General features: G+C 43.8%; 15 protein-coding genes. 8 read left to right on the forward strand and 7 right to left on the reverse strand.

The genetic code is table 11. The features are described from left to right. Positions 1–12 precede the first annotated feature (12 nt). A complete protein-coding gene (locus tag NYE23_RS18915) occupies positions 13–1377 on the reverse strand; it encodes an aspartate kinase (RefSeq protein ID WP_341080813.1) in 1365 nt (454 codons plus the stop codon). A 335-nt stretch (positions 1378–1712) separates the two neighbouring features. On the opposite strand from NYE23_RS18915, the gene NYE23_RS18920 reads away from it, so the two are divergent. Beyond that, positions 1713–2855 carry a fused response regulator/phosphatase gene (locus NYE23_RS18920; RefSeq protein ID WP_341079961.1) on the forward strand — a complete coding sequence of 381 codons (1143 nt, stop codon included), beginning with the start codon at positions 1713–1715 and terminating at the stop codon, positions 2853–2855. 75 nt (positions 2856–2930) lie between these two features. Here the strand turns inward: NYE23_RS18920 and NYE23_RS18925 are convergent, their stop codons facing one another. From NYE23_RS18925 to NYE23_RS18945, 5 genes are all read right to left on the reverse strand, one after another. Next, positions 2931–3755 (reverse strand): CheR family methyltransferase, encoded by an 825-nt coding sequence (locus tag NYE23_RS18925; protein ID WP_341079963.1) that lies wholly within the window; start codon positions 3753–3755, stop codon positions 2931–2933. Positions 3756–3823: 68 nt separating this feature from the next. Then, entirely contained in the window at positions 3824–6616 is a 2793-nt protein-coding gene (locus NYE23_RS18930; RefSeq protein ID WP_341079966.1) for a response regulator, read from the reverse strand. A gap of 173 nt (positions 6617–6789) precedes the next feature. Next, positions 6790–9537: a dynamin family protein gene (locus NYE23_RS18935; protein WP_341079967.1), complete on the reverse strand. Its 2748-nt coding sequence runs from the start codon at positions 9535–9537 to the stop codon at positions 6790–6792. A gap of 343 nt (positions 9538–9880) precedes the next feature. Further along, a complete protein-coding gene (locus tag NYE23_RS18940) occupies positions 9881–11083 on the reverse strand; it encodes an MFS transporter (protein ID WP_341079970.1) in 1203 nt (400 codons plus the stop codon). Between the two features lie 175 nt (positions 11084–11258). Continuing rightward, positions 11259–12023 (reverse strand): alpha/beta hydrolase, encoded by a 765-nt coding sequence (locus NYE23_RS18945; protein WP_341079972.1) that lies wholly within the window; start codon positions 12021–12023, stop codon positions 11259–11261. A gap of 283 nt (positions 12024–12306) precedes the next feature. Here NYE23_RS18945 and NYE23_RS18950 point away from each other — a divergent pair, with 283 nt between their 5' ends. From NYE23_RS18950 to NYE23_RS18960, 3 genes are all read left to right on the forward strand, one after another. Continuing rightward, on the forward strand, positions 12307–13998 hold the full coding sequence (locus NYE23_RS18950; protein ID WP_335449868.1) for a glutamine--tRNA ligase/YqeY domain fusion protein: 1692 nt from the start codon (positions 12307–12309) through the stop codon (positions 13996–13998). A gap of 126 nt (positions 13999–14124) precedes the next feature. Next, positions 14125–14475 carry an ASCH domain-containing protein gene (locus NYE23_RS18955; RefSeq protein WP_335449870.1) on the forward strand — a complete coding sequence of 117 codons (351 nt, stop codon included), beginning with the start codon at positions 14125–14127 and terminating at the stop codon, positions 14473–14475. 9 nt (positions 14476–14484) lie between these two features. After that, on the forward strand, positions 14485–14925 hold the full coding sequence (locus NYE23_RS18960; protein ID WP_341079977.1) for a hypothetical protein: 441 nt from the start codon (positions 14485–14487) through the stop codon (positions 14923–14925). Between the two features lie 173 nt (positions 14926–15098). Here NYE23_RS18960 and NYE23_RS18965 read toward each other — a convergent pair whose 3' ends face one another. Beyond that, entirely contained in the window at positions 15099–15824 is a 726-nt protein-coding gene (locus NYE23_RS18965) for a glycerophosphodiester phosphodiesterase (protein WP_341079979.1), read from the reverse strand. 200 nt (positions 15825–16024) lie between these two features. Between NYE23_RS18965 and NYE23_RS18970 the strand changes: the two genes are divergently transcribed. The 4 genes from NYE23_RS18970 to NYE23_RS18985 all read left to right on the forward strand — a co-directional run bounded on the left by NYE23_RS18970 (position 16025) and on the right by NYE23_RS18985 (position 20000). Then, positions 16025–17476: a TerD family protein gene (locus NYE23_RS18970; RefSeq protein WP_076258267.1), complete on the forward strand. Its 1452-nt coding sequence runs from the start codon at positions 16025–16027 to the stop codon at positions 17474–17476. A gap of 170 nt (positions 17477–17646) precedes the next feature. Then, a complete protein-coding gene (locus NYE23_RS18975; RefSeq protein WP_341080814.1) occupies positions 17647–18465 on the forward strand; it encodes an MBL fold metallo-hydrolase in 819 nt (272 codons plus the stop codon). Positions 18466–18575: 110 nt separating this feature from the next. After that, on the forward strand, positions 18576–18923 hold the full coding sequence (locus tag NYE23_RS18980; RefSeq protein ID WP_048009723.1) for a hypothetical protein: 348 nt from the start codon (positions 18576–18578) through the stop codon (positions 18921–18923). Between the two features lie 114 nt (positions 18924–19037). Further along, complete coding sequence (locus NYE23_RS18985; protein WP_335449875.1) at positions 19038–20000, forward strand: D-2-hydroxyacid dehydrogenase; 963 nt, start codon at positions 19038–19040, stop codon at positions 19998–20000. The last annotated feature ends 17 nt before the right edge of the window (positions 20001–20017 follow it).

Here is a 20017-nt window from a genome sequence, read left to right on the forward strand (position 1 = left end):
TCGAATAAATGATCACACCGCTGCCACAGCAGCAAAAAACTCATTATAAAGTGCCTGTACCGCACGTACTTCATCTACTGCCTGGACGCCAAACATCATGCTCACTTCAGAGGAGCCCTGATTGATCATTTCCATATTTACTTTCGCTTTAGCGAGGGCTTTGGAGGCACGGGCCATTGTTCCGATGTTCTGGCGCATCCCCTCTCCAACCACCATAATAAGAGAAAGACTGTGCTGGATTTTCACTTCATCTGCTTGAAGTTCATGCTGTATGCGCCTCAGAATTTCTTCCTCCATTCCATCAGTAAATTGGTTTTCCCGCAGGATAATGGAGATGTCATCAATTCCTGATGGTGTATGCTCATAGCTGAGGCCATACTCTTCCAAAATGGTCAGCAGCCTCCTTCCAAAGCCGACTTCCCTGTTCATTAAGTATTTTCCGACATAGATGCTGCAGAATCCCTGGTCACTGGCAATCCCGATCACAGGTCCGTTAGTGTTATCCCGCTCGTTCACAATCGTGGTGCCGGGAGCAGACGGATTATTCGTATTTTTTATCTGCACAGGAATTCCCGCCCGAAATGCCGGTACAAGCGCTTCATCATGCAGGACAGTAAAGCCTGCATAGGAAAGCTCCCGCATTTCCCGGTATGTCAATTCTTTGATTTCTTTAGGGCTTTCTATAATAAAGGGATTTACCGAATAGACAGCGTCCACATCTGTAAAGTTTTCATATAAATCCGCCTTGGCTGCACCAGCCAAAATGGAGCCTGTCACATCCGATCCGCTTCTTGAAAATGTGAACACCTGCCCGTCCCTGCTGTATCCAAAGAAACCCGGAAAAATGATGATCCCGTCCTGCTCCCTTAATGCAAGCAGCTTGTCATATGCTTCAGGAAGCACCTGTGCGTTGCCGGGCTCTGGACTGACAAGCAATCCCGCTTCCTTCGGGCTCACATATCTGGCTTCTGCGCCCTGTTGCTGAAAATATGCTGCAACAAGCTTAGCGTTATTATCTTCGCCGCTCGCCTTGATCAAATCCATGAAAACTTCAGGATCATGCGTATCACTGGACAGCCTGGTAAAAAGATCCTCCCTGATGATATCTTTAATGTCCGGACCAAGCTCTAATTCATCAGCGATTTGGCCATACCGATCCAATACAGCTTCAGCCAAATCATCTGCTGCTTCCCCCTTAATCCGTTTCTCTGCACATGTAATTAATAAATCAGTAACCTTGTCATCCTGTGAAAATCGCTTTCCAGGAGCCGAGACAACAATGATCTTTCGCTCTGGATCAGCACTTACAATATTGAATACCTTCTCGATTTGCTTTCCGGATGCTAAAGAAGATCCTCCGAACTTCACCACTTTCATCATGACATCTCCCAATCTCTGAAAATTTAATCTTTATTTTACTCTTATCCCCACAGAAATCAAGAGAAAATTCTACCCTACAAAAACAAATGTTCACCCTAAAAATACACAAAGATATATAAATATAGTAATTTCACTTACTATTTGTGAATAAGACGTTAAATAACATTATTTTAATAAAACAAAAGAAAACGCTTACATATTAAATTTATTTTCGTGATTAAATAAAGCAAAAAATGATCAAATTAGTGGTTTTCACTCTCCCGAAATGGGGTATATGTTAAGGATATTTATATAAAGAATTAAATCGTAAAACACGGGAAGGGAAAAAGTCTATGGGAATCCTAGTTGTGGACGATAATCAAGCCAACTTATTTGTTATTCAACATATATTAAAACGCGCGGGGTATAAAGACCATTTAACATTTTCTTCTGCAAAGGATATGTTTCAGCACCTTCAGGGGTATTCATCTTTTTCAGCCGATATAAAAGCAGACATAATTCTGATGGATATTATGATGCCGGAGATGGATGGAATTGAAGCATGCCGCCGGCTTCAGCAGATTCCGCATTTGAAGGATATTCCGGTAATTTTTGTAACTGCATTGGAGGACTCGAATAAAGTTGCAGAAGCTCTTGATGCGGGCGGGACCGATTATGTCATGAAGCCCATTAATAAGACGGAGCTGCTTGCCCGCATTCGCGCTGCCTTAAGGCTTAAATATGAGAAGGACTGGCATAAGGAGCAGGAAAACAAAATCAGGAATGAACTGGATTTATCCATGCAGGTACAAACCAGCATGCTGAGCGAACCCATTTATCATGAACATACACTGTTAAAGGCTTCCTACCTGCCAGCCAACAAACTTGCAGGGGATATGTATTACTGGCACCAAATAGATGAACATCGCTATGCTGCCATACAGCTGGATATGATGGGCCACGGGATTTCAGCTTCTCTTGTATGCATGTTTATCTCTTCTGTTCTCAGAGATGCCATCAGAACATGCAGTGATCCTGAATACGTCATGAACGAGCTGAATCGGTGGATGAATTCCCTTAACCAGCGCAATCAGCGGATTCCATATTATTTTACAGCTATTTACCTCGTCCTTAATAAAAAAGCTAAAACAATCGAGTATGTAAATGCCGGACATCCAGCCGGATATGCACTTGTTGACAAAGATGAAATGGTCAGCTTATCCAGCAATATGTGTGCAGTCGGCTTTTTTGAAGACATTACAATACAAAAAGAAACAATTCCCTATACAGATTCCATTCAGCTGCTCTTGTTTACAGACGGAGTTGAAGAAGCAGTAGAGCAGAATAATCTCAATCCATGTGAGTATCTTCAGCGCTTCGCATCCTTTCACTGGAATGCAGCCAGAACCGCAGAGCCAATCGATATGATACTGACTAAGCAGCAGCAGGCAAGCGCTGATGATGATATGTGTGTTGTTCTGGTTCAGGCAGATTAGGCTGTATACATAATTATTTTTTACAAAAAAAACAGAGTGCAATCCCTCAAAAATAGGGTCCGCACTCTGTTTTTATTATACATGAGAAATCTTCCTGAATATCTTTTCCTGCAGGTTGATTTCTTCAAATACAGGGTCTTCCATCCGCAGTGCTTCCTTGCTGCCAAGCCCCAGAAAACCTCCCATGCTGAGACTTTCATTAAAAAGATTAAAAACATGGCTCTGCAGGTCAGTATTAAAATAAATCATCACATTTCGGCACATAATCACATGAAATTCATTGAAGGAGCCATCAGTCACCAGATTATGCTGGGCAAAAACCATTCGATCAAGCAGGCATGCATTCAGATAAGCTGCTTCACAATCGGTTGTGTAGTATTCAGAGAAGGATTTTTTTCCACCGGCCATAATGTAATTCTTTGTATACAGCTGCATTTTTTGCAGAGGGATTATTCCACTCTCTGCCTTTTTAAGCACCTTTTCATTGATGTCTGTGGCGTAAATCTTCGTTCGTTCACCCAGTCCCTCTTCTTCAATCAAAATAGACATGGAGTAGGCTTCTTCCCCAGTCGAACAGCCTGCATGCCAAATTCTGATCTCCGGCAATTCTCTGAGCATCGGGACAACCTCATTTCGAAAAGCCTTAAAAAATGAAGGGTCCCGGAACATTTCTGTCACATTGATTGAAAAATCGCTCAGTACCTTTTGCAGATACCCCTCTTCATGGATAACCTTTTCCGTGAGGCTTGTTATGCTGGGAAGCCGATCACTGCTAAGGCGATTTTGGATTCTCCTGGCAATTGATGAGCGCATATATTGCCGGAAATCATATCCGGATAAACTATAAATGGCCTTTAAAAGCAATTCTATTTCTAATTCTTCCTTTTTCAATTCCTTCATTCCTCAACTTTCGAGAACAAAATAATATGCAATGTCCGTATGTTGTCCTGACTGATCCTCCCTGCCATCTATGAAAGCCATACTCTCATAACGGACAGCAGCTGGTCCAGTTTTAAAGGCTTGCTGATATAATCCGTAGCACCCGCTTCCATGCACTTTTCCCTATCGCCTTTCATCGCCTTGGCGGTAAGGGCAATGATTGGAACATCCTGGTGCCTGTCCAGCCCTCGAAGCCTCTTCATGGTTTCATAACCATCCATAACCGGCATCATAATATCCATCAGTACAATATCAATCTGTTCTGTACCCATTATCAAATCGAGGCACTGCATCCCGTTTTCTGCTGTAAGGACATTCATGCCTTCTTTCTTCAAAGCATTTTTCAGCGCATAAATATTTCTGTGGTCATCATCTACGACAATGACTGTTTTGTCTTTAAGCTCAGTACCTGAATGCTGCTCTGCTTCAGTATCTCCTTCAGCATCTTTAGTTTCAGCTGCCTCAGGCACCTCCGGGACAGGTTCAGCGGTTACAGCAGCTTCTTCAAAAGCAAGCGAACCTGCCTCTATTTCAGGCATTCCGTTTGGCAGATTCGGGATAACAAGTGTAAACCGGCTTCCTTTTCCTTCTTCACTCTCCACTTTGCAGATACCGCCGAGCAGCTGGGCAAATTCCTTGGAGATGGACAATCCAAGGCCCGTGCCTCCATATTTTCTCATTGTGGCGCCATCAGCCTGCTGGAAGGCTTCAAAAATCAGCTGCTGCTTCTCGGGTGAAATGCCAATGCCTGTGTCGAGCACTGTTATTTTCAGCCAGTCATTTGTATAGATGGATAACGGCAATCCAAAGAAATCGCCTTTTGAAGCTTTTTCAAACGTGACTGCTACTGAACCTTCTTCCGTAAATTTAAATGCATTTGAAAGAAGGTTTTTCACAATCTGCTGCAGCCGCTGCTCATCCGTATTGAATACAGGAGGAACTTCTTCCGAAGTGCTTACAGTAAATTCAAGATTTTTATGCTTTGCCACTTGTGTAAAATGCTGCTTCATCCGCTGCGACATTTCACCCATATTTACTTCCTCAAAGCTGATCTCCAGTTTTCCTACCTCTACTTTTGAAAGGTCCAGAATATCATTAATCAGTGTAAGCAGATCCTGTCCTGATGTATGTATAACCTTGGAAAACTCCTTTTGCTCATCCGTTAGGACTTGATCCGGATCTTCTGCCAGCATTTCCGATAAAAGCAGGATACTGTTAAGCGGCGTTCGCAGCTCATGCGACATATTTGCCAGAAATTCTGACTTGTATTTTGAGCTTAGACCCAGCTGTTTTGCTTTTTCCTCGAGTTCTTCCTTGGCAGCCTGAAGTTCTTCGGATTTCATTTCAGCATCTCTGGAACGCTCTTCAAGCTGCTCATTAATCATCCGCAGCTCTTCGGATTGACTCTGCATTTCTTCAGATTGCGCCTGCAGCTCCTCAGACTGGGACTGCAGCTCTTCAGCCTGTGCCTGCAGTTCCTCTGTCTGCGCCTGGGACTCTGCCAGTAAGCGTTCAATCTCCATTCTTCCTGAAATATTCGTAATGGCTATTCCTAATGTTTCAATTACTTTATCCAATAGTTTGATCTGTGCATCAGTGAACGGCCTCAAACTTGCCAGTTCCACAACTGCCACTACCTCGTCCTTTAGCATGACGGGAGCCATCATGATGCTTTTCGGCCTGACATCTCCCAAACCGGTTGATAGAACCTTGTAATTCTCAGGAACATCTTGAAGAAATACCGTTTTCTTATCCCTGGCCGTCTGCCCTGCTATTCCTTCTCCCTCATAGAAAAAGTCTCTTCCTGCATCTTCGGCTCCATCTGCATATGCAGCCTGTTTCCTGAATACAGGTTTGCTTCCGCTGTCATCTTTCACATAAACGACTCCAAGATTGGCTCCAGCGGCAGGTGCCAGCCTCGAGATAAAGTCATCTGCCAAATTGGCTATCGTTACGTGCTGGCTATAGATACTAACCAATGAAGCAGACTGGCTTTGAATCCAGTTCTGTTCACTAATTTCAGCGGAATAGCGCTGTTCTTTCTCATAATAGTTCTCAAGGGAATCAGCCATCGAGTTAAAGGCTTTCGCAATTTCACCGATTTCATCTTTTGTTTCGATATTCAGCCTTGAAATGGAAGAAAGGTCCTGATAATCAATCTCCTTAATCCCTTTTGTAATCAAGCTGATGTTTCTGCCTGTACTTCTGATCACCCATACCGTTACTCCTACGATTAAGACAATGGCTAATGCAACCGCAGCAACCAAAGTTGATACTAACTGGCTATATGTTTCATTTGCACTTTTCAGCGAATCTGCCATAAGTGATTCCTGATACTCTTTAAATTCACCCAGCTTGATCAGCAGTGCGTTTCGGTTTTCTCTCTCACTTCTGTATAGTGCTTCTAAAGAATCCATTTCACCGCTTCCCATTAAATCAGTAAAGCTGTTTTGCATTTGGGCATATGATTCGTATGCCTGCTCCACTTCTTTTAAGAGCAATTTCGATTTCTGTCTATTTAATTCTTGCTCTAGATTAATTACTCGGGTTTGTATCCCCTCATGGTTGGCATTCACCAATTCAGCCGTCATGGCTGAATCTGCAGAGTCTTTGTCGGTGAGCACACTCAATAGCTGCTGGTCAGTCTGGTAAAACAGCTGTCTGATCTCTGTAGCCTGGTTTACCTTATAATATCGATCCTCCACAATTTCCAGCATGTTTGCCTTCATTCCGTTTACCATAGACAGAATGACAAACATCAGAATAAACAAAAAAAATACGGTTAAGCCCAATCCCATCATTTGCTTTCTTTTAAAGCTCACCTGTTCTCTCCTTCTTTCCCCCGATTTTTCTTTATCATCTTTCTTGTGCATGTTCACGCTTTATGAGATTAAGGTTTTAATAGACCAGCTTCTTTACCCTTATTTGATATAAACCAAACCTATTTTTCTATTTTTTTCATAAAAAAAGAGGAAGGATAACTCCTTCCCAATGTTTAACGATATTCCTTAACTCTTTCCCCTGCTGAAGTCATCCATTCAAACTGGCGGAGCTTCAAGTCAAATAGTGTCAGAGGATCCTGGTAAATCTCAGGATTTTTGCGCATATCGCTTAATGCTTCTTTATTTTCTGCAATGTTCGTATATGTCTCTTCAACTGTATTATTCAATACGTCAAACGGATTTCTGAAGAACATCTTAATATCCCGCTCAAGCGATTTCTCGAAGAGTTCGAATTGCTGCATGAATTTATCGGTGATGAATTCTGCAATTTCGCTATAGTCTTCATGCTCAATGAACTGTTTATATTTATTATGGAGCATGGTTTTATTCTGCTGAATCGCTCCAAGCAGCTTTCCTGCACTCTTCAGCAGGAACTGTGATGGCGAAAAGCGGTTTAGAATGTTGGCCTTTTCCAGCTGAACACTCCCGCGCGTCATCCGGTCCGCGTCGCGGCGCCAGTCATCCAGAACCCTGAAGTCACAGTCCAGCGCGATTTTCTCCTCGCCGTATAGCTCATTGAAGCCTTCGCTCATCTCATCCAAATATGCCTGGCTGCTTCTGAATTCTCCTTCACTTTCCGCAATCCACTCCTGAATGGAAACATGAAACTCCGGCAAAACCGTATCTTCAATATATTGATGTATCCGATTATTCATTTCATCATTTAGCTCAGAATGGATTTTTCCGAAATCACTGTCTTCTGTCACCATTTCTGAACAGTTCCGAAGCAGTTCCGGAATCTGCTTCTCAAGATCCGCTCTCATTTCTTCTTTAATCTTACTGTAAGATCTTTTAATCGTCCGGACCTTCTCTTCTTCCATATCCATCAGCTGATTATTGGCACCCTTTAGTTTTGTCACCATCTCTTCGTTCCATTTAATCGTATCAATCAAGCTGTTTTCCATCTCAACTCGCTTTTCAAGAAGGAATTTGATGGATTTTTTTATATAGTAAAGAACTTTTGCTGTACGCTCTTCTTTCCGGTTCCGCCCATCCATCATCGACTTGATAAAGACGGCTAAATCATTGAGCTGGCTTTCGCTGTCATAATAGGCGGAAAAAGCAAATACCTTTGCTTTCGGGAAATAGGTATGAACACGGGACTGAGTTTCATCAAGAAGTTCTATAGCATCCTGGCTGTCCGGAATCCGATCCATTTTACTGAGAAGGAAATGAATAGGCAGTTCCGGAGCCTGTTCTCTCATTCTCACAGCAAGATCCAGCTCTTTATCTGTCAGAGGCGAATCCGCATTAAGGACAAATAGCATGCTGTCAGCGAAATGAAGATATTGGAACACACCATTTCTGAACTTGCTTTGACCCGCAAGACCTGGTGTATCGATGACAGCTAGTCTATTATTCTGTAAAAAGGTGAATGGCATTCTGCAGCGGATGAGCATCTGCTGGCTTTTCTCTGCACTTTGCCTAAAACCCTCAAGATCAGAAATGGTCCGTACTTCCTCGTCCGTAATAGCATGGATTTCCGCTTCATCACTATCCTTGAACAGCACTGAAGCAGATGTAGAATCCCCCATCAGCTCTTCACCGAGAAGAGTGTTAACAAACGCGGATTTTCCATTTGAAGCTGCACCGGCAATCAGCAAATGTCCGGAATCCAAATCAAGGAGCTCACGGACCATCCATTCAAATCGCTCACCCATCAGGACGCCTTTATCCTTTGCCCATTTCATGATATTTTCGAAAAGCTTAAAGCTTTCCTCCAGGCCTTCCTGATAACGGACAGAACGGCTCACAAGGCTTTCTGCTTCACTGACAGCAGAAGAGTCAATATTGGATGGGAATATTTCGCTCCATGCCAGTACTGCCGATGCCGAAACAAGATAATGAGAAGGGGCAGCTATTTTCACCCAATTCGTTATGTGATTTGGTATCAGATGGGATAAATCCCGGATTAAATACTTGCCGCTGATCAATTCAAGATAAGTTTCCTTATAAAGCTCCGAAAGCACGCTCCATGTATGTGAGCGTCCCGGTTCCATATTCAGGAGAAGATGATTATATTCTTTCAGCCATGAGAAATACAGATCAGATTTCTTGTAGCTATCCCACAGAGCCGCTGATAAGCCTTCAAAGTGAGCCTGATCTGCACGGTATAACACCGAAAGCGCCTCACTGAAATAGTTCGGCTCCATTTTTGCTGTCCGCCCCTGTTCCACATACGAATGAAGAACTTCAAACCAGGATAGGGATTCCGTCCTGATTGCTTCATTGACAGCCAGCTCCACTGCATTTCCCCAATCACTGTGTTCTTCAAAGAACCCTCGTGCAAGATCGGTCACATCCGGATAATCCGGATTTAGCCGAACTGCCTCTTTAATGGATTCAACAGCCAATTCAAGCTTGCCGCGCTGTATGTAAAGTGAAAACAGCTGGAGAAGCACTTCGGTCTTTAACACCTCAGAATCTGTTTCAATGGATTTATAAAAGTCCTCTGCATTTGAAAGCAGATCTAATTCAAAATATGCATCAGCCATATTTTTCTGAGCCCATGGCCCCAATTCATTCGGAATGCTTTCCCATTTAAAAATGGCCGCTTCATAATCCTTGTTACGGAAATAGACTTCACCCTGGGCGAAGCGGATATTAGTTAAATCAGGCATCTCGTTCTGCTGCTCAGCCACATACAGTTCACCCAAAACCCTGATCGGATGCACATTTTCATTAGATTCCATAAAGGTCTTATAAAAGGTTTTGCTGATTAGCTGCTTCTCTAAAGTCATCTTGATCCCCCGCAGTGCTATTTTTAAAAGTGCGCCTAAAAGGCGGCGGCTTTTAAAAGAATTTTATTAATCCAGCCTGCTGATTTCCTAATTTCATAGGGCTTTATCAGCAGAATTTATAAAAAAACGCATAATACGCCAATTTTCATCCTTTATCCTTATATTGTAGCAAAAATTTTTCTGCAAAAAATTTCATTTCTCTATCATTTTTGAAACATTGTTGTATTGCTGTGTAATATTTTTAATAGTTTGAATCAGCTTCTCTCTATTAATACCACCTCTGTTCAAAATAAAAACTGGCAGACAGAAATATATATTCCTGTCTGCCAGTATTCATTCTTCATTATGAGGCTTGCTGCGGCCGTCCGGCCCGGCGCTGTCTCCCATAGAGGACTGTAACAGCCATGCCCAGAATCAGGAACACACTTGATATTTGGAATAGTGCCGCCGTTTCCACAAACTGGGCAAGCACCCCAAACACAAGCCCGCTTAGTCCAATGCCAAGGTCGATAGAGGAGAAGAACATTCCGTTTGCCACACCGCGCCGGTTGGATGGTGTCATCGATAACGTCCAGGACTGCAAAGTAGGAATCAATGAGCCAAAGCCAATTCCAAACAAAATTCCGCTAATGATAATAAACAAATTCGAATGAGCGAAGGAAAGTACCCACATTCCTATGAAAGTCAGGAACGTACAAAGCAGCACAAGCCCCATCGGCCCCCGCTGGTCAAACCACTTTCCGGCAACCGGCCTTGAGAGCGATGCCATAATCGCATTAAACAGGTAGAAAAGGAAAATCTGATCAATGCCGCGCTCTTCTCCAAAAATAACGATGAACGTTACAATAGAGCCATATCCAAATGTCACAATTATTGTGATGAATGCAGGAAACCAGCTGGATTTTTCCACTAAAGACCCCAGGTAAGAGAATTTAAGGTCCTCTTTCCTTGTTTTCATAACAGCCTCAGGCGTTTCGTAGCGGACAACAGCCAGGAGCACAATGGCAATCACTCCGAGTACACTTGAGATATAAATAAGATTGGTAAAGGAAGTAATCTGATATAGGTAGATTCCAAGACTTGGAGCAATGATCATTCCGATCGTAACACTCAGGCCATAGTAACCCATTCCTTCTCCAAGCCTGGAATTAGGCACTACATCTACAGCAGCTGTCCCATTCACAGTAGTTGACCAGCCCCATGCAAGCCCATGAATGAATCGGAACAACAGAAAAATCATCACCACGCTTGAAAGCGGGTAAATTATGGTTATTGCCAAAAGCGCTGCTGCCCCAATCAGCACCAGCTGCTTTCTTGCTTTATATTCCAGCATGAACCCGATGAAAGGCCTGCTCAAAACGGCTCCAATCGAAAACAGTGCTGTCACCAGCCCAATTTCAAGACCAGTTGCCCCTATGGACTTTATATATGGAGGCAATGTTGGAATCAGCATCTGAAAGGACATAAAAATAAATAAATTCCCAACCATCAGCATAATGAAAGACTTGGTCCATAAAGTCTCTTTTGCAGCCTTTTCCAAGTGCATCCCCCTTTCATCTATTAAAGAAAATGATTAATTATTTCGCATCACTAAATGCTACCACAACTGGCTGCAAAAAGGAACGGGAATTTGCATCAGATCAAGGCATAGAAAAACCATTGGGACAATGACAATACCCTATTAAAGTCAAAAAAAAAGGAGCCTGATTAAGCTCCCCTCATCACCCCTGAAGGCTGCTTGTTTCCAGTACCCGCTTCAGAAAATGCAGTGTTCTTTCTATAATGATATCCTGATCGTTATCCAGCGTTGCCACATGATAGCTGTTGTCCAGAGTGACTAATTCCTTGTCAGCTGATTTTATGCCGCTGTATATTTCCTGTGAGTTGGAAGGAGGAACTACGTGATCTTCTTTTGAGACAAAAATTAGCGCAGGACAAGTCACTTTCCCTAAATCAGCTTTCACCTTCTTCATAAGTTCCGTTATTTCACCAAGCGATTTAACCGGTGTCTTTTCATAGGCAAGCTCTTTTATATCAGGATTTTTTATGTCTGAACCAATTGCATCAAGGAAGCGGACATCCTCAAGGCTCGCTGCTGCCGCCATATCAGGAATCTCAACAGCTGCATTAATTGGGATAATCCCCTTAATCTCCGGATACTTCTCAGCCATATACAATGTCAGGGTACCGCCCATTGACAGACCTGTAACGAATATTGTACTGCAGCGCTCTTTCAGCCACCGATAGCCTGTTTCAACAGAATGAATCCAGTCCTGATAGGTCGTTGTTTCCATTTCTTCATAATGAGTGCCATGTCCCCTCAGGCGTGGACCGCAGACCGTATATCCAGCATTTCCATAAGCTTCCCCAAGCGGACGCATACTTTGAGTTGAACCGGTAAAGCCATGTGAAACCAGAATCCCAATTTCATTTCCTTCAAAATAAAAAGGTTCTGCTCCTTCTAAAACCGGATACTTTACAGACATGTTCCTTCCTCCATTCAATAGATTACTTCCTATAAAGAGATATTCTTTTCACCTCCCTCTATCCCTCCTTGTTTGAAAGTATTTAACATTTTTGTAAAACTTCGCATCCAGCATTGAGAAAAACTTTTTTTCCAGCATCGTCTTGTTTATAATAGGTAGAATGAATAAAGAGTATTGCCCTATTAACGATAGCAAACACAGCTAAGGGAAGTTTCGCTTTATTTTCCTTCCCGATATTATTAAAATAAGTACTAACTACATAAACAGAAAGGCTGATACCGGTTTGGAAAACAATTCAAATTTTATACGAACGATTATTAAAGAGGATCTGGAGTCGGGAAAGCGCAAAGAGGTCATAACCCGTTTCCCGCCTGAGCCGAACGGTTATCTTCATATCGGACATGCCAAATCGATTGTCATCAACTTCGGCCTGGCAGATGATTTTAACGGCAAGACAAACCTCCGCTTTGATGATACGAACCCGCTTAAGGAAGATCAGGAATTTGTGGATGCCATTAAAGAAGATGTGAAATGGCTTGGCTATGAGTGGGAGGAGCTTCACTTTGCTTCGAATTATTTCGAGGAAATGTATAACCGTGCTGTTCTTTTAATCAAGAAAGGAAAAGCATATGTGGATGATTTAAGCCAGGAAGAGATCCGCCAATACCGCGGAACGCTGACAGAGCCCGGAAAAGAAAGCCCATTCCGCAGCCGTTCAGTTGAAGAGAATCTGGACTTATTTGAACGCATGCGCAAAGGTGAATTTGAAAACGGAGCAAAAGTTCTTAGAGCGAAGATTGACATGTCTTCACCGAATGTGAACTTGCGCGATCCAGTTATTTACCGTGTTTCACATGCACCTCACCACAATACGGGTGATACATGGTGCATCTATCCGATGTATGCTTTTGCCCACCCGCTAGAGGATGCAATCGAAGGGGTTACCCATTCCTTATGCACAACTGAATTTGAAGACCAGCGCCCGCTATATAACTGGGTTGTCTCAGAGTGTGAAATGGAAAGCACACCACAGCAGATCGAGTTTGGCCGCTTGAATATTACTAATACAGTAATGAGTAAAAGAAAATTGAAGCAGCTTGTAGAAGAAAATTATGTTGATGGCTGGGATGACCCGCGGATGCCGACGATTTCGGGTTTAAGACGCAAAGGCTACACTCCGGAAGCAATCCGCGAATTCGTAAAAGAAACTGGTGTGTCAAAAGGTTCAGGTGTAGTGGATGAAGCGATGCTTGAGCATTTTGTGCGCGAAGACCTGAAAATGAAGGCTCCCCGCACAATGGGTGTCCTTCGTCCGTTAAAGGTTGTTATTACGAACTACCCGGAAGATCAGACTGAAATGCTTGATGCAGAAATCAACCCGGAGAACCCGGAAATGGGCATGCGCCAAATTCCATTCTCAAGAGAGATTTATGTAGAGCAGGACGACTTCATGGAAGATCCGCCGAAAAAATATTTCCGCCTCTTCCCTGGCAATGAAGTCCGCTTAAAGCATGCCTACTTCATCAAGTGCAACGATGTCATTAAGGATGAGAATGGCAATGTTGTGGAGCTTCATTGCACATATGACCCTGAAACAAAGAGCGGATCAGGTTTTACCGGCCGAAAGGTAAAGGGTACGCTTCATTGGGTGGACGCCAAGAGTTCCATTCCGGCCGAATTCCGTTTATACGAGCCTTTGATCCTTGACGAAGATGCCGATCAGAACGCTGAGGCAGATACAGATGACGCTCTTGAAAACGAAGCTGAAGGCAAAACCTTCCTTGACTTCGTGAACCCGAATTCACTTGAAATTGTCCATGGTTACATTGAGCCTAATATGAAGGATGTAAAAGCACAGGATAAGTTCCAATTCTTCCGCCATGGCTATTTCAATGCAGACCCGAAACATACGACAGCAGAAAAGCCTGTCTTTAACCGGATTGTCTCACTGAAGAGTTCATTTAAATTGAAATAGGCAAAAAGCTTGAGGGCTTCTTTCCTTCAGGCTTTTCTACCCGTAAAAACATTCATAAACTGCCTTTTCGCAAAAAAGTATGGTAAGGTTTTAAAAGTAAGCATTTACATAAGGAGGAATAGCATAATGTCAAATCAGCATGACCCAAATACATTACCGCCGAAAACATGTTCAGTAGACCGCATGGTGACCGTTAAAGAGGACGTTGAAAAGGTTCTTGCAGGAAAGAAAACAGCTACACGCCGCAACGGCCGCTATGCTGATGTAGGAGAAATCATGACACTTGAGGGACAAGATTTTGTTGTAGAAAAAGTTTATTCACAGTCTCTCGGAGAATTAACTGACGAAGATGCCCGCCAGGAGGGCTTCGAAAATTTGGAAGACTACAAGCAATCCATCCTTTCCATGCATCCGGGTATGCCTTGGGTTCCGCAAATGCGTGTATGGGTTCATGAATTCAGCGCAGTGAAGAAGTAATCTGCCGGGATGGACATACTGTACCGAATACTGCTGTACATCCATGTCAGCAGTGCTATACTTTCTGTTGGCCCATTTTTTATTCTGATTCCAATCGTCAATAAATTGGAATCGGCCGGGCCCGGGGTCCAGCAGGCATACATCGGCATTTTCAGGACATCCGTGCGCCTTGTCAAGCATGCGGGACATGTACTGGTAGGTTCAGGTATCCTTCTAATTGTGAACAGCCACTGGGCCTGGACGACATCTTGGATCGTCGCTACCCTGGCAGTCATGGGAGGCTCAGTCTTTTTTCTCGCCCGGGCCTTCACTCCCGTCCTGAGGAAATTTGAAGAGCCGGGAGCAGATCAGCATTTCCTTATCAGAAAGCTTACCCGCTCCGTCTGGATCTATCTTTTTCTGTTAATGCTCATGCTCTGGTTCATGGTAGCCAAGCCGGTGCTTTGGTAGGAAAATAAAAACAAGCGCTCATGATGTGCGCTTGTTTTTTTCTGCATGGATAAATCCATATTTTCTCGGCTTGATGCAGCTTCTATTCACTTTTGCTGAATATGCGGTGTCTATCTTGGCATTATACAACCTCTGCGCGAATAATCAGAATTTTCACCCTTGCAACTAACTCATTATTTCAAAAACCTTTCCGGAAAATCGGTCATAATCACTTCGACTCCTGCATTATTTAACAATCCGCTGCGGGTTTCATCATTTACGGTATACACCCGAAGCGGAAATCCTGCTTCTTTTGCTTTCCTCCCAAACTCGGATAGAGCAAACCTCTCTTCACAATGAATGCTGTCTGCATCGATTTTTTTGGCAATTTCGAGTGTATTTTCAGGAATGCCTTCAATCAAATACCCCGTCTGTATAGCTACATGAGAGTCCCGGACTCTCCTCAGGCTCTCCGCATTGAAGGATGAGATAATGACACGCTGTTCCAATCCATATTTAAGTATAAGGTCAATCACCTTTCTCTCCATCCCAGGATAGTCAATCAAATCATTTTTCAATTCAATATTAATCAGCAGTTCATTGCCCTCCATCACTGCCCATTTTAAAAATTTCTCCAGGTCAGGGATTGTTTCTCCTGCGTTCACATCCGCAAACCAGCTCCCGGCATCAAGCTTCAGGATTTCTTCAAAGGTCATGTCCTTTATATAGCCGGTTCCGCCAGTCGTTCTGTCCACTTTTTCGTCATGAATGATTACAAGCGTACCATCCTTCGCCATTTGCACATCCAATTCAATGCCATCTGCTCCTGTCTCCAATGCAGCCTGAAAAGCGGCCATTGTGTTTTCCGGAAAACGTCCACTGACACCGCGATGCGCAAATACTTTCGCTTTTTTATTCAATTTATCTCCTCCTATGACAAAAACATCATCATTAATATTCTATTCTACAACCAGTACCAAAATCATTTTTTCATTCCAAGAAAGCCCGCTCAAGTTTCACTTCGCATTAGATTCCATTATAATGAAAACTATGAAACTTCTTTCTTTCCAGTACGTATAACAAATTATCCATACATAAAACGAATTTAGGAGTGAAATCTGTGGGAGTTCGATTGAGCAAGGGACAAAAAGTAGATTTGACCAAAACCAATCCTGGTTTGCAGGTTGTGATGGCAGGATTGGGCTGGGATGTCAGCCACAATCAATCTCAATACGACCTGGACGCTTCAGCATTTTTAACAGGCGCATCCGGCAAAGTGCAAAGTGACAGTGACTTTGTGTTTTATAATAATCCTTCCGGCGGAAACGGATCGATTCTCTACAGCAGTGACAACAGAACGGGAGCCGGCACCGGGGATGATGAACAAATCCGCATCGAGTTGAATAAGGTGCCGCAGCATATCCATCGAATTGCATTTACTATTACCATTCATGATGCCCAGATGAAGGGTCAGAACTTCGGACAAGTTTCAAATGCCTATGTGAGAATTTTTAATGCCATGACGAACGAGGAACTGCTCCGCTTCGACCTTGGCCGTGATTTTACTGTTGAAACAGCCATCGTAGCTGCAGAGCTTTACCGCCACAATGGCGAGTGGAAATTCAATGCCATTGCAAGCGGATTTCAGGGAGGATTAGCTGCCCTCTGCCGCAATTTCGGTGTTTCCGTAGATGATGAACCTGTTCCAAGTCAGCAGCCGTCATTCGGCCATGGCCAGTTTCAGCAGCAGGCAAATTACGGACAGCAGTCTCATGGATTCAGCCCACAGCAAAGCCAGCAGACTCAATCAGGCTACAGCCCGTCGTCTTTTGGCCAGCCTGCCTACAATCAGACTGCATATAGCACACCTCCTTCCCAGCCTTCTGCCATGGGCGGCCAAACAGGTTTTGGACAGCCGGTACAGGCTCAATCCTATACAGATGGGAATATTGCCTGCACCCGGTGCGGATCTACTAACATCCGCACCGGTCAAAAGGGATTTGGCCTTGGAAAAGCAGCAATCGGAGGACTCATCCTTGGCCCTGTAGGACTTCTTGGCGGCTTTATTGGTAAAAATCAGCTGAAGCTCACCTGTAATGCCTGCGGCAATTCATGGTCGCCTAACCAGACAGATTACGCTCAGTGGGCCAATGACCAAAAGCGCCGCGCACAGGAGCTTTTCACCCGATTCAAGAGCCAGGATGTCATGGATGCCGTTGTAGCTTCATGCGCTCTTGTCGGCATGGCAGATGGCAGACTTGATCCATCTGAACGCCAAAAGATGATCGAATTTGTAAACAGCAGCCAGGAGTTAAAAGTATTTGATACCCAAAAGGTGATACAGCAATTCAATATGTTCGTCCAGCGGATTGAGATGGACCCGATCATCGGCCGGGCCGAAGCCTTCAAAGCAGTTGGCCGGGTAAGAAATAAGCCTGAGATCGCCCGCCTCGTAGCCCGTTATTGCATCGCGATCGGTTATGCTGATGGAAACTTTGATCAAAATGAAAAACAGGCTGTTACAGAAATCTGCATGGAACTCGGATTAAACCCGCATGAATTTCTATCCTGATTTTTCAAGCTCTGCCCTATTACGGCAGAGCTTTTTTTGCATTTATTCCCTCCACCTCCTGAATATGCCGCATACAAAGGCCACATGCGGGTATACTCAAAAAGATAAGAGGTCTGTTATTTTAAAAGGAGGTAATATTTTTGAAGGAAAGTTCATCAACTGAACGCTATATGCCCATGACTTCCTCCACGAGCGGGATGATTGTTAACGAAGCCGATGGAGTTTACTGCCTGACAGTTCAGATTGTTAATGTTTGTTTTGTGCGAATATCAGAAAAGCCCGGCGACTGGGTTCTGGTTGACGCAGGCATGCCAAAATCTGCAGAGAAAATCATGGATGCCGCGGAAGAACTTTTTGGAGAGAACGCCAGACCGAAGGCCATTATTCTTACACACGGCCACTTTGACCATGTTGGTGCAATTATTGATTTGGTTGAGCGCTGGCAGGTTCCTGTGTACGCACACACACTGGAAATGCCATTCTTAACCGGACAGCAGGATTACCCCAAACCTGACGCGAGTGTTGAAGGCGGACTTGTTGCAAAGATGTCCCCCACCTTTCCGCATGAAGGCATCGATCTCGGAACCCATATTCAGTCTTTGCCTGGCGACGGAAATGTTCCCCATATGGAAGGATGGAAATGGATCCACACACCAGGTCATACCCCTGGCCATGTTTCCTTGTTCAGGGAATCGGATCGTGTGCTGATTGCAGGTGATGCTTTCGTGACAGTAAAACAGGAATCCTTATACAGTGTCCTCACTCAGGAACAGGAAATCAGCGGCCCGCCCCGCTATCTGACGACAGATTGGGATGCGGCCAGGACATCCGTACAGAAACTTGAAGCCCTTCAGCCGGATGTTGCCATCACTGGACACGGCATACCCATGGCCGCCGCTGTATTAAGAGAAAGCCTCACCAGACTTGTGAATGATTTTGATGAAATTGCCGTTCCAGACCACGGAAAATATGTAGACGGGGAACGCTAGAAAAAAGCAAGGTCCAGCAAAATGACTGGATCTTGCTTTTTTAATGTTTAAAACACTCAAATAAAGGAAGAGTATAAAAAACGAATTTTAATAGTTCAGGAGGTTCATATATGCATCTTGAAAACTTTACAGGTCAAAAGATCCAAATAAAATTCAAGAACTTTCCAAACGATCTCGTCGGCTCCATTACTGGCATTTTTCAGCCCGACGAGTGGTACCTTGTTAAACTGATCAAAACAGAAAGCATGGGAATCTGGGTTGAGAACCCTTGCTTCAAGCGAACAATGGTACAAAAAGAAGATGGTACCAACATTCCGGAAGAACAGCAAAAGGAAGAAGATTGCGTCACCCATTTTCTGATCCGCTGGGATTACATCAGCTCTGTGATTACCTTTCCGGACAAGACGACGCTAGGTGTTGATAAGAAAGCCAAATTAATAGGTTTTCAGCCCTCTTAATAGATAGATCATCCCCCGGTGCTTTACACACGGGGATTTTTTATTAGAAAAGTTTCCTTTTATAGACTATGATATATTTACCGACTTTTCAAAAAATAATACGGAGGCACACACATGACAAAAAGAACCTGTATCATTACACATGATCTGGATCCCTCACTGCTTGAAAGAATAAATGAAATCATTCCCGATTGGGAGCTCATTTCCGGCAAGGATCCCGCAAACTGGTCAAATGAAATGAAAAAAGCCGAAGTCATCGCCGGCTGGAAAAAGGAACTTAAAGAGATGGTTCTCGAGGGAGACAGCAAACTCCGCTGGTTCCAATCCTGGAGTGCAGGTGTCGACTCCCTCCCCCTGGCAGAAATGGAATCACAGGACATCCAGATTACGAGCGCCAATGGCGTACATGCCAACCCTATTTCTGAAACCATTTTCGCTCTCATGCTCGGGCTTACCCGCAAAATCCATACATATGTGAAAAATCAGCAAGCTAAAGTATGGCACCATTCCGGACTAAAGCTCGAAATACATAATAAAACCATCGGCCTGATTGGCACTGGAGCCATCGGAAAAGAAACGGCCAGGATTGCCAAAGCATTCGGCATGAAGGTCATTGGAGTTCGCCACTCCGGGAAACCTGAAGAGTATTTTGATGAAATGTATACATCCGGACAGCTGAACGATGTGCTTCCTCAATGTGACTATGTTGTCGTCACCCTTCCGCTTACACAGGAAACCCGGCAGCTATTCGGATCCGAACAGTTTGCCCTCATGAAGGATTCTGCCTTCTTTATCAATATCGGCAGGGGTGAAATTGTAAAGGAAAGAGATTTGATCGACGCACTGCAGAACGGCCTGATTGCAGGTGCAGGGCTTGATGTATTTGAAAAAGAACCGCTTTCTGAAGACAGCCCTCTATGGGAGCTTGATAATGTCATCATTACTCCGCATACAGCCGGATCGACGGAACACTATACCAAACGTGTGATTGAAGATATATTTATTCCCAATTTAAAAGAGTATATAACCAGCGGTATACCAGGCATTAATCTCGTTGATTATCAAAAGGGATATTAATAGAGAGGGCCTTGCAG

The organism is Cytobacillus sp. FSL H8-0458 (assembly GCF_038002165.1).
Lineage (GTDB): Bacteria > Bacillota > Bacilli > Bacillales > Cytobacillaceae > Cytobacillus.

Coding starts and splice junctions, on each gene's coding strand:
- NYE23_RS18915 (WP_341080813.1), bottom strand. CDS start 1,377: ATGAAAGTGGTGAAGTTCGGAGGATCTTCTTTAGCATCCGGAAAGCAA.
- NYE23_RS18920 (WP_341079961.1), top strand. CDS start 1,713: ATGGGAATCCTAGTTGTGGACGATAATCAAGCCAACTTATTTGTTATT.
- NYE23_RS18925 (WP_341079963.1), bottom strand. CDS start 3,755: ATGAAGGAATTGAAAAAGGAAGAATTAGAAATAGAATTGCTTTTAAAG.
- NYE23_RS18935 (WP_341079967.1), bottom strand. CDS start 9,537: ATGACTTTAGAGAAGCAGCTAATCAGCAAAACCTTTTATAAGACCTTT.
- NYE23_RS18940 (WP_341079970.1), bottom strand. CDS start 11,083: ATGCACTTGGAAAAGGCTGCAAAAGAGACTTTATGGACCAAGTCTTTC.
- NYE23_RS18945 (WP_341079972.1), bottom strand. CDS start 12,023: ATGTCTGTAAAGTATCCGGTTTTAGAAGGAGCAGAACCTTTTTATTTT.
- NYE23_RS18955 (WP_335449870.1), top strand. CDS start 14,125: ATGTCAAATCAGCATGACCCAAATACATTACCGCCGAAAACATGTTCA.
- NYE23_RS18960 (WP_341079977.1), top strand. CDS start 14,485: ATGGACATACTGTACCGAATACTGCTGTACATCCATGTCAGCAGTGCT.
- NYE23_RS18975 (WP_341080814.1), top strand. CDS start 17,647: ATGCCCATGACTTCCTCCACGAGCGGGATGATTGTTAACGAAGCCGAT.
- NYE23_RS18980 (WP_048009723.1), top strand. CDS start 18,576: ATGCATCTTGAAAACTTTACAGGTCAAAAGATCCAAATAAAATTCAAG.
- NYE23_RS18985 (WP_335449875.1), top strand. CDS start 19,038: ATGACAAAAAGAACCTGTATCATTACACATGATCTGGATCCCTCACTG.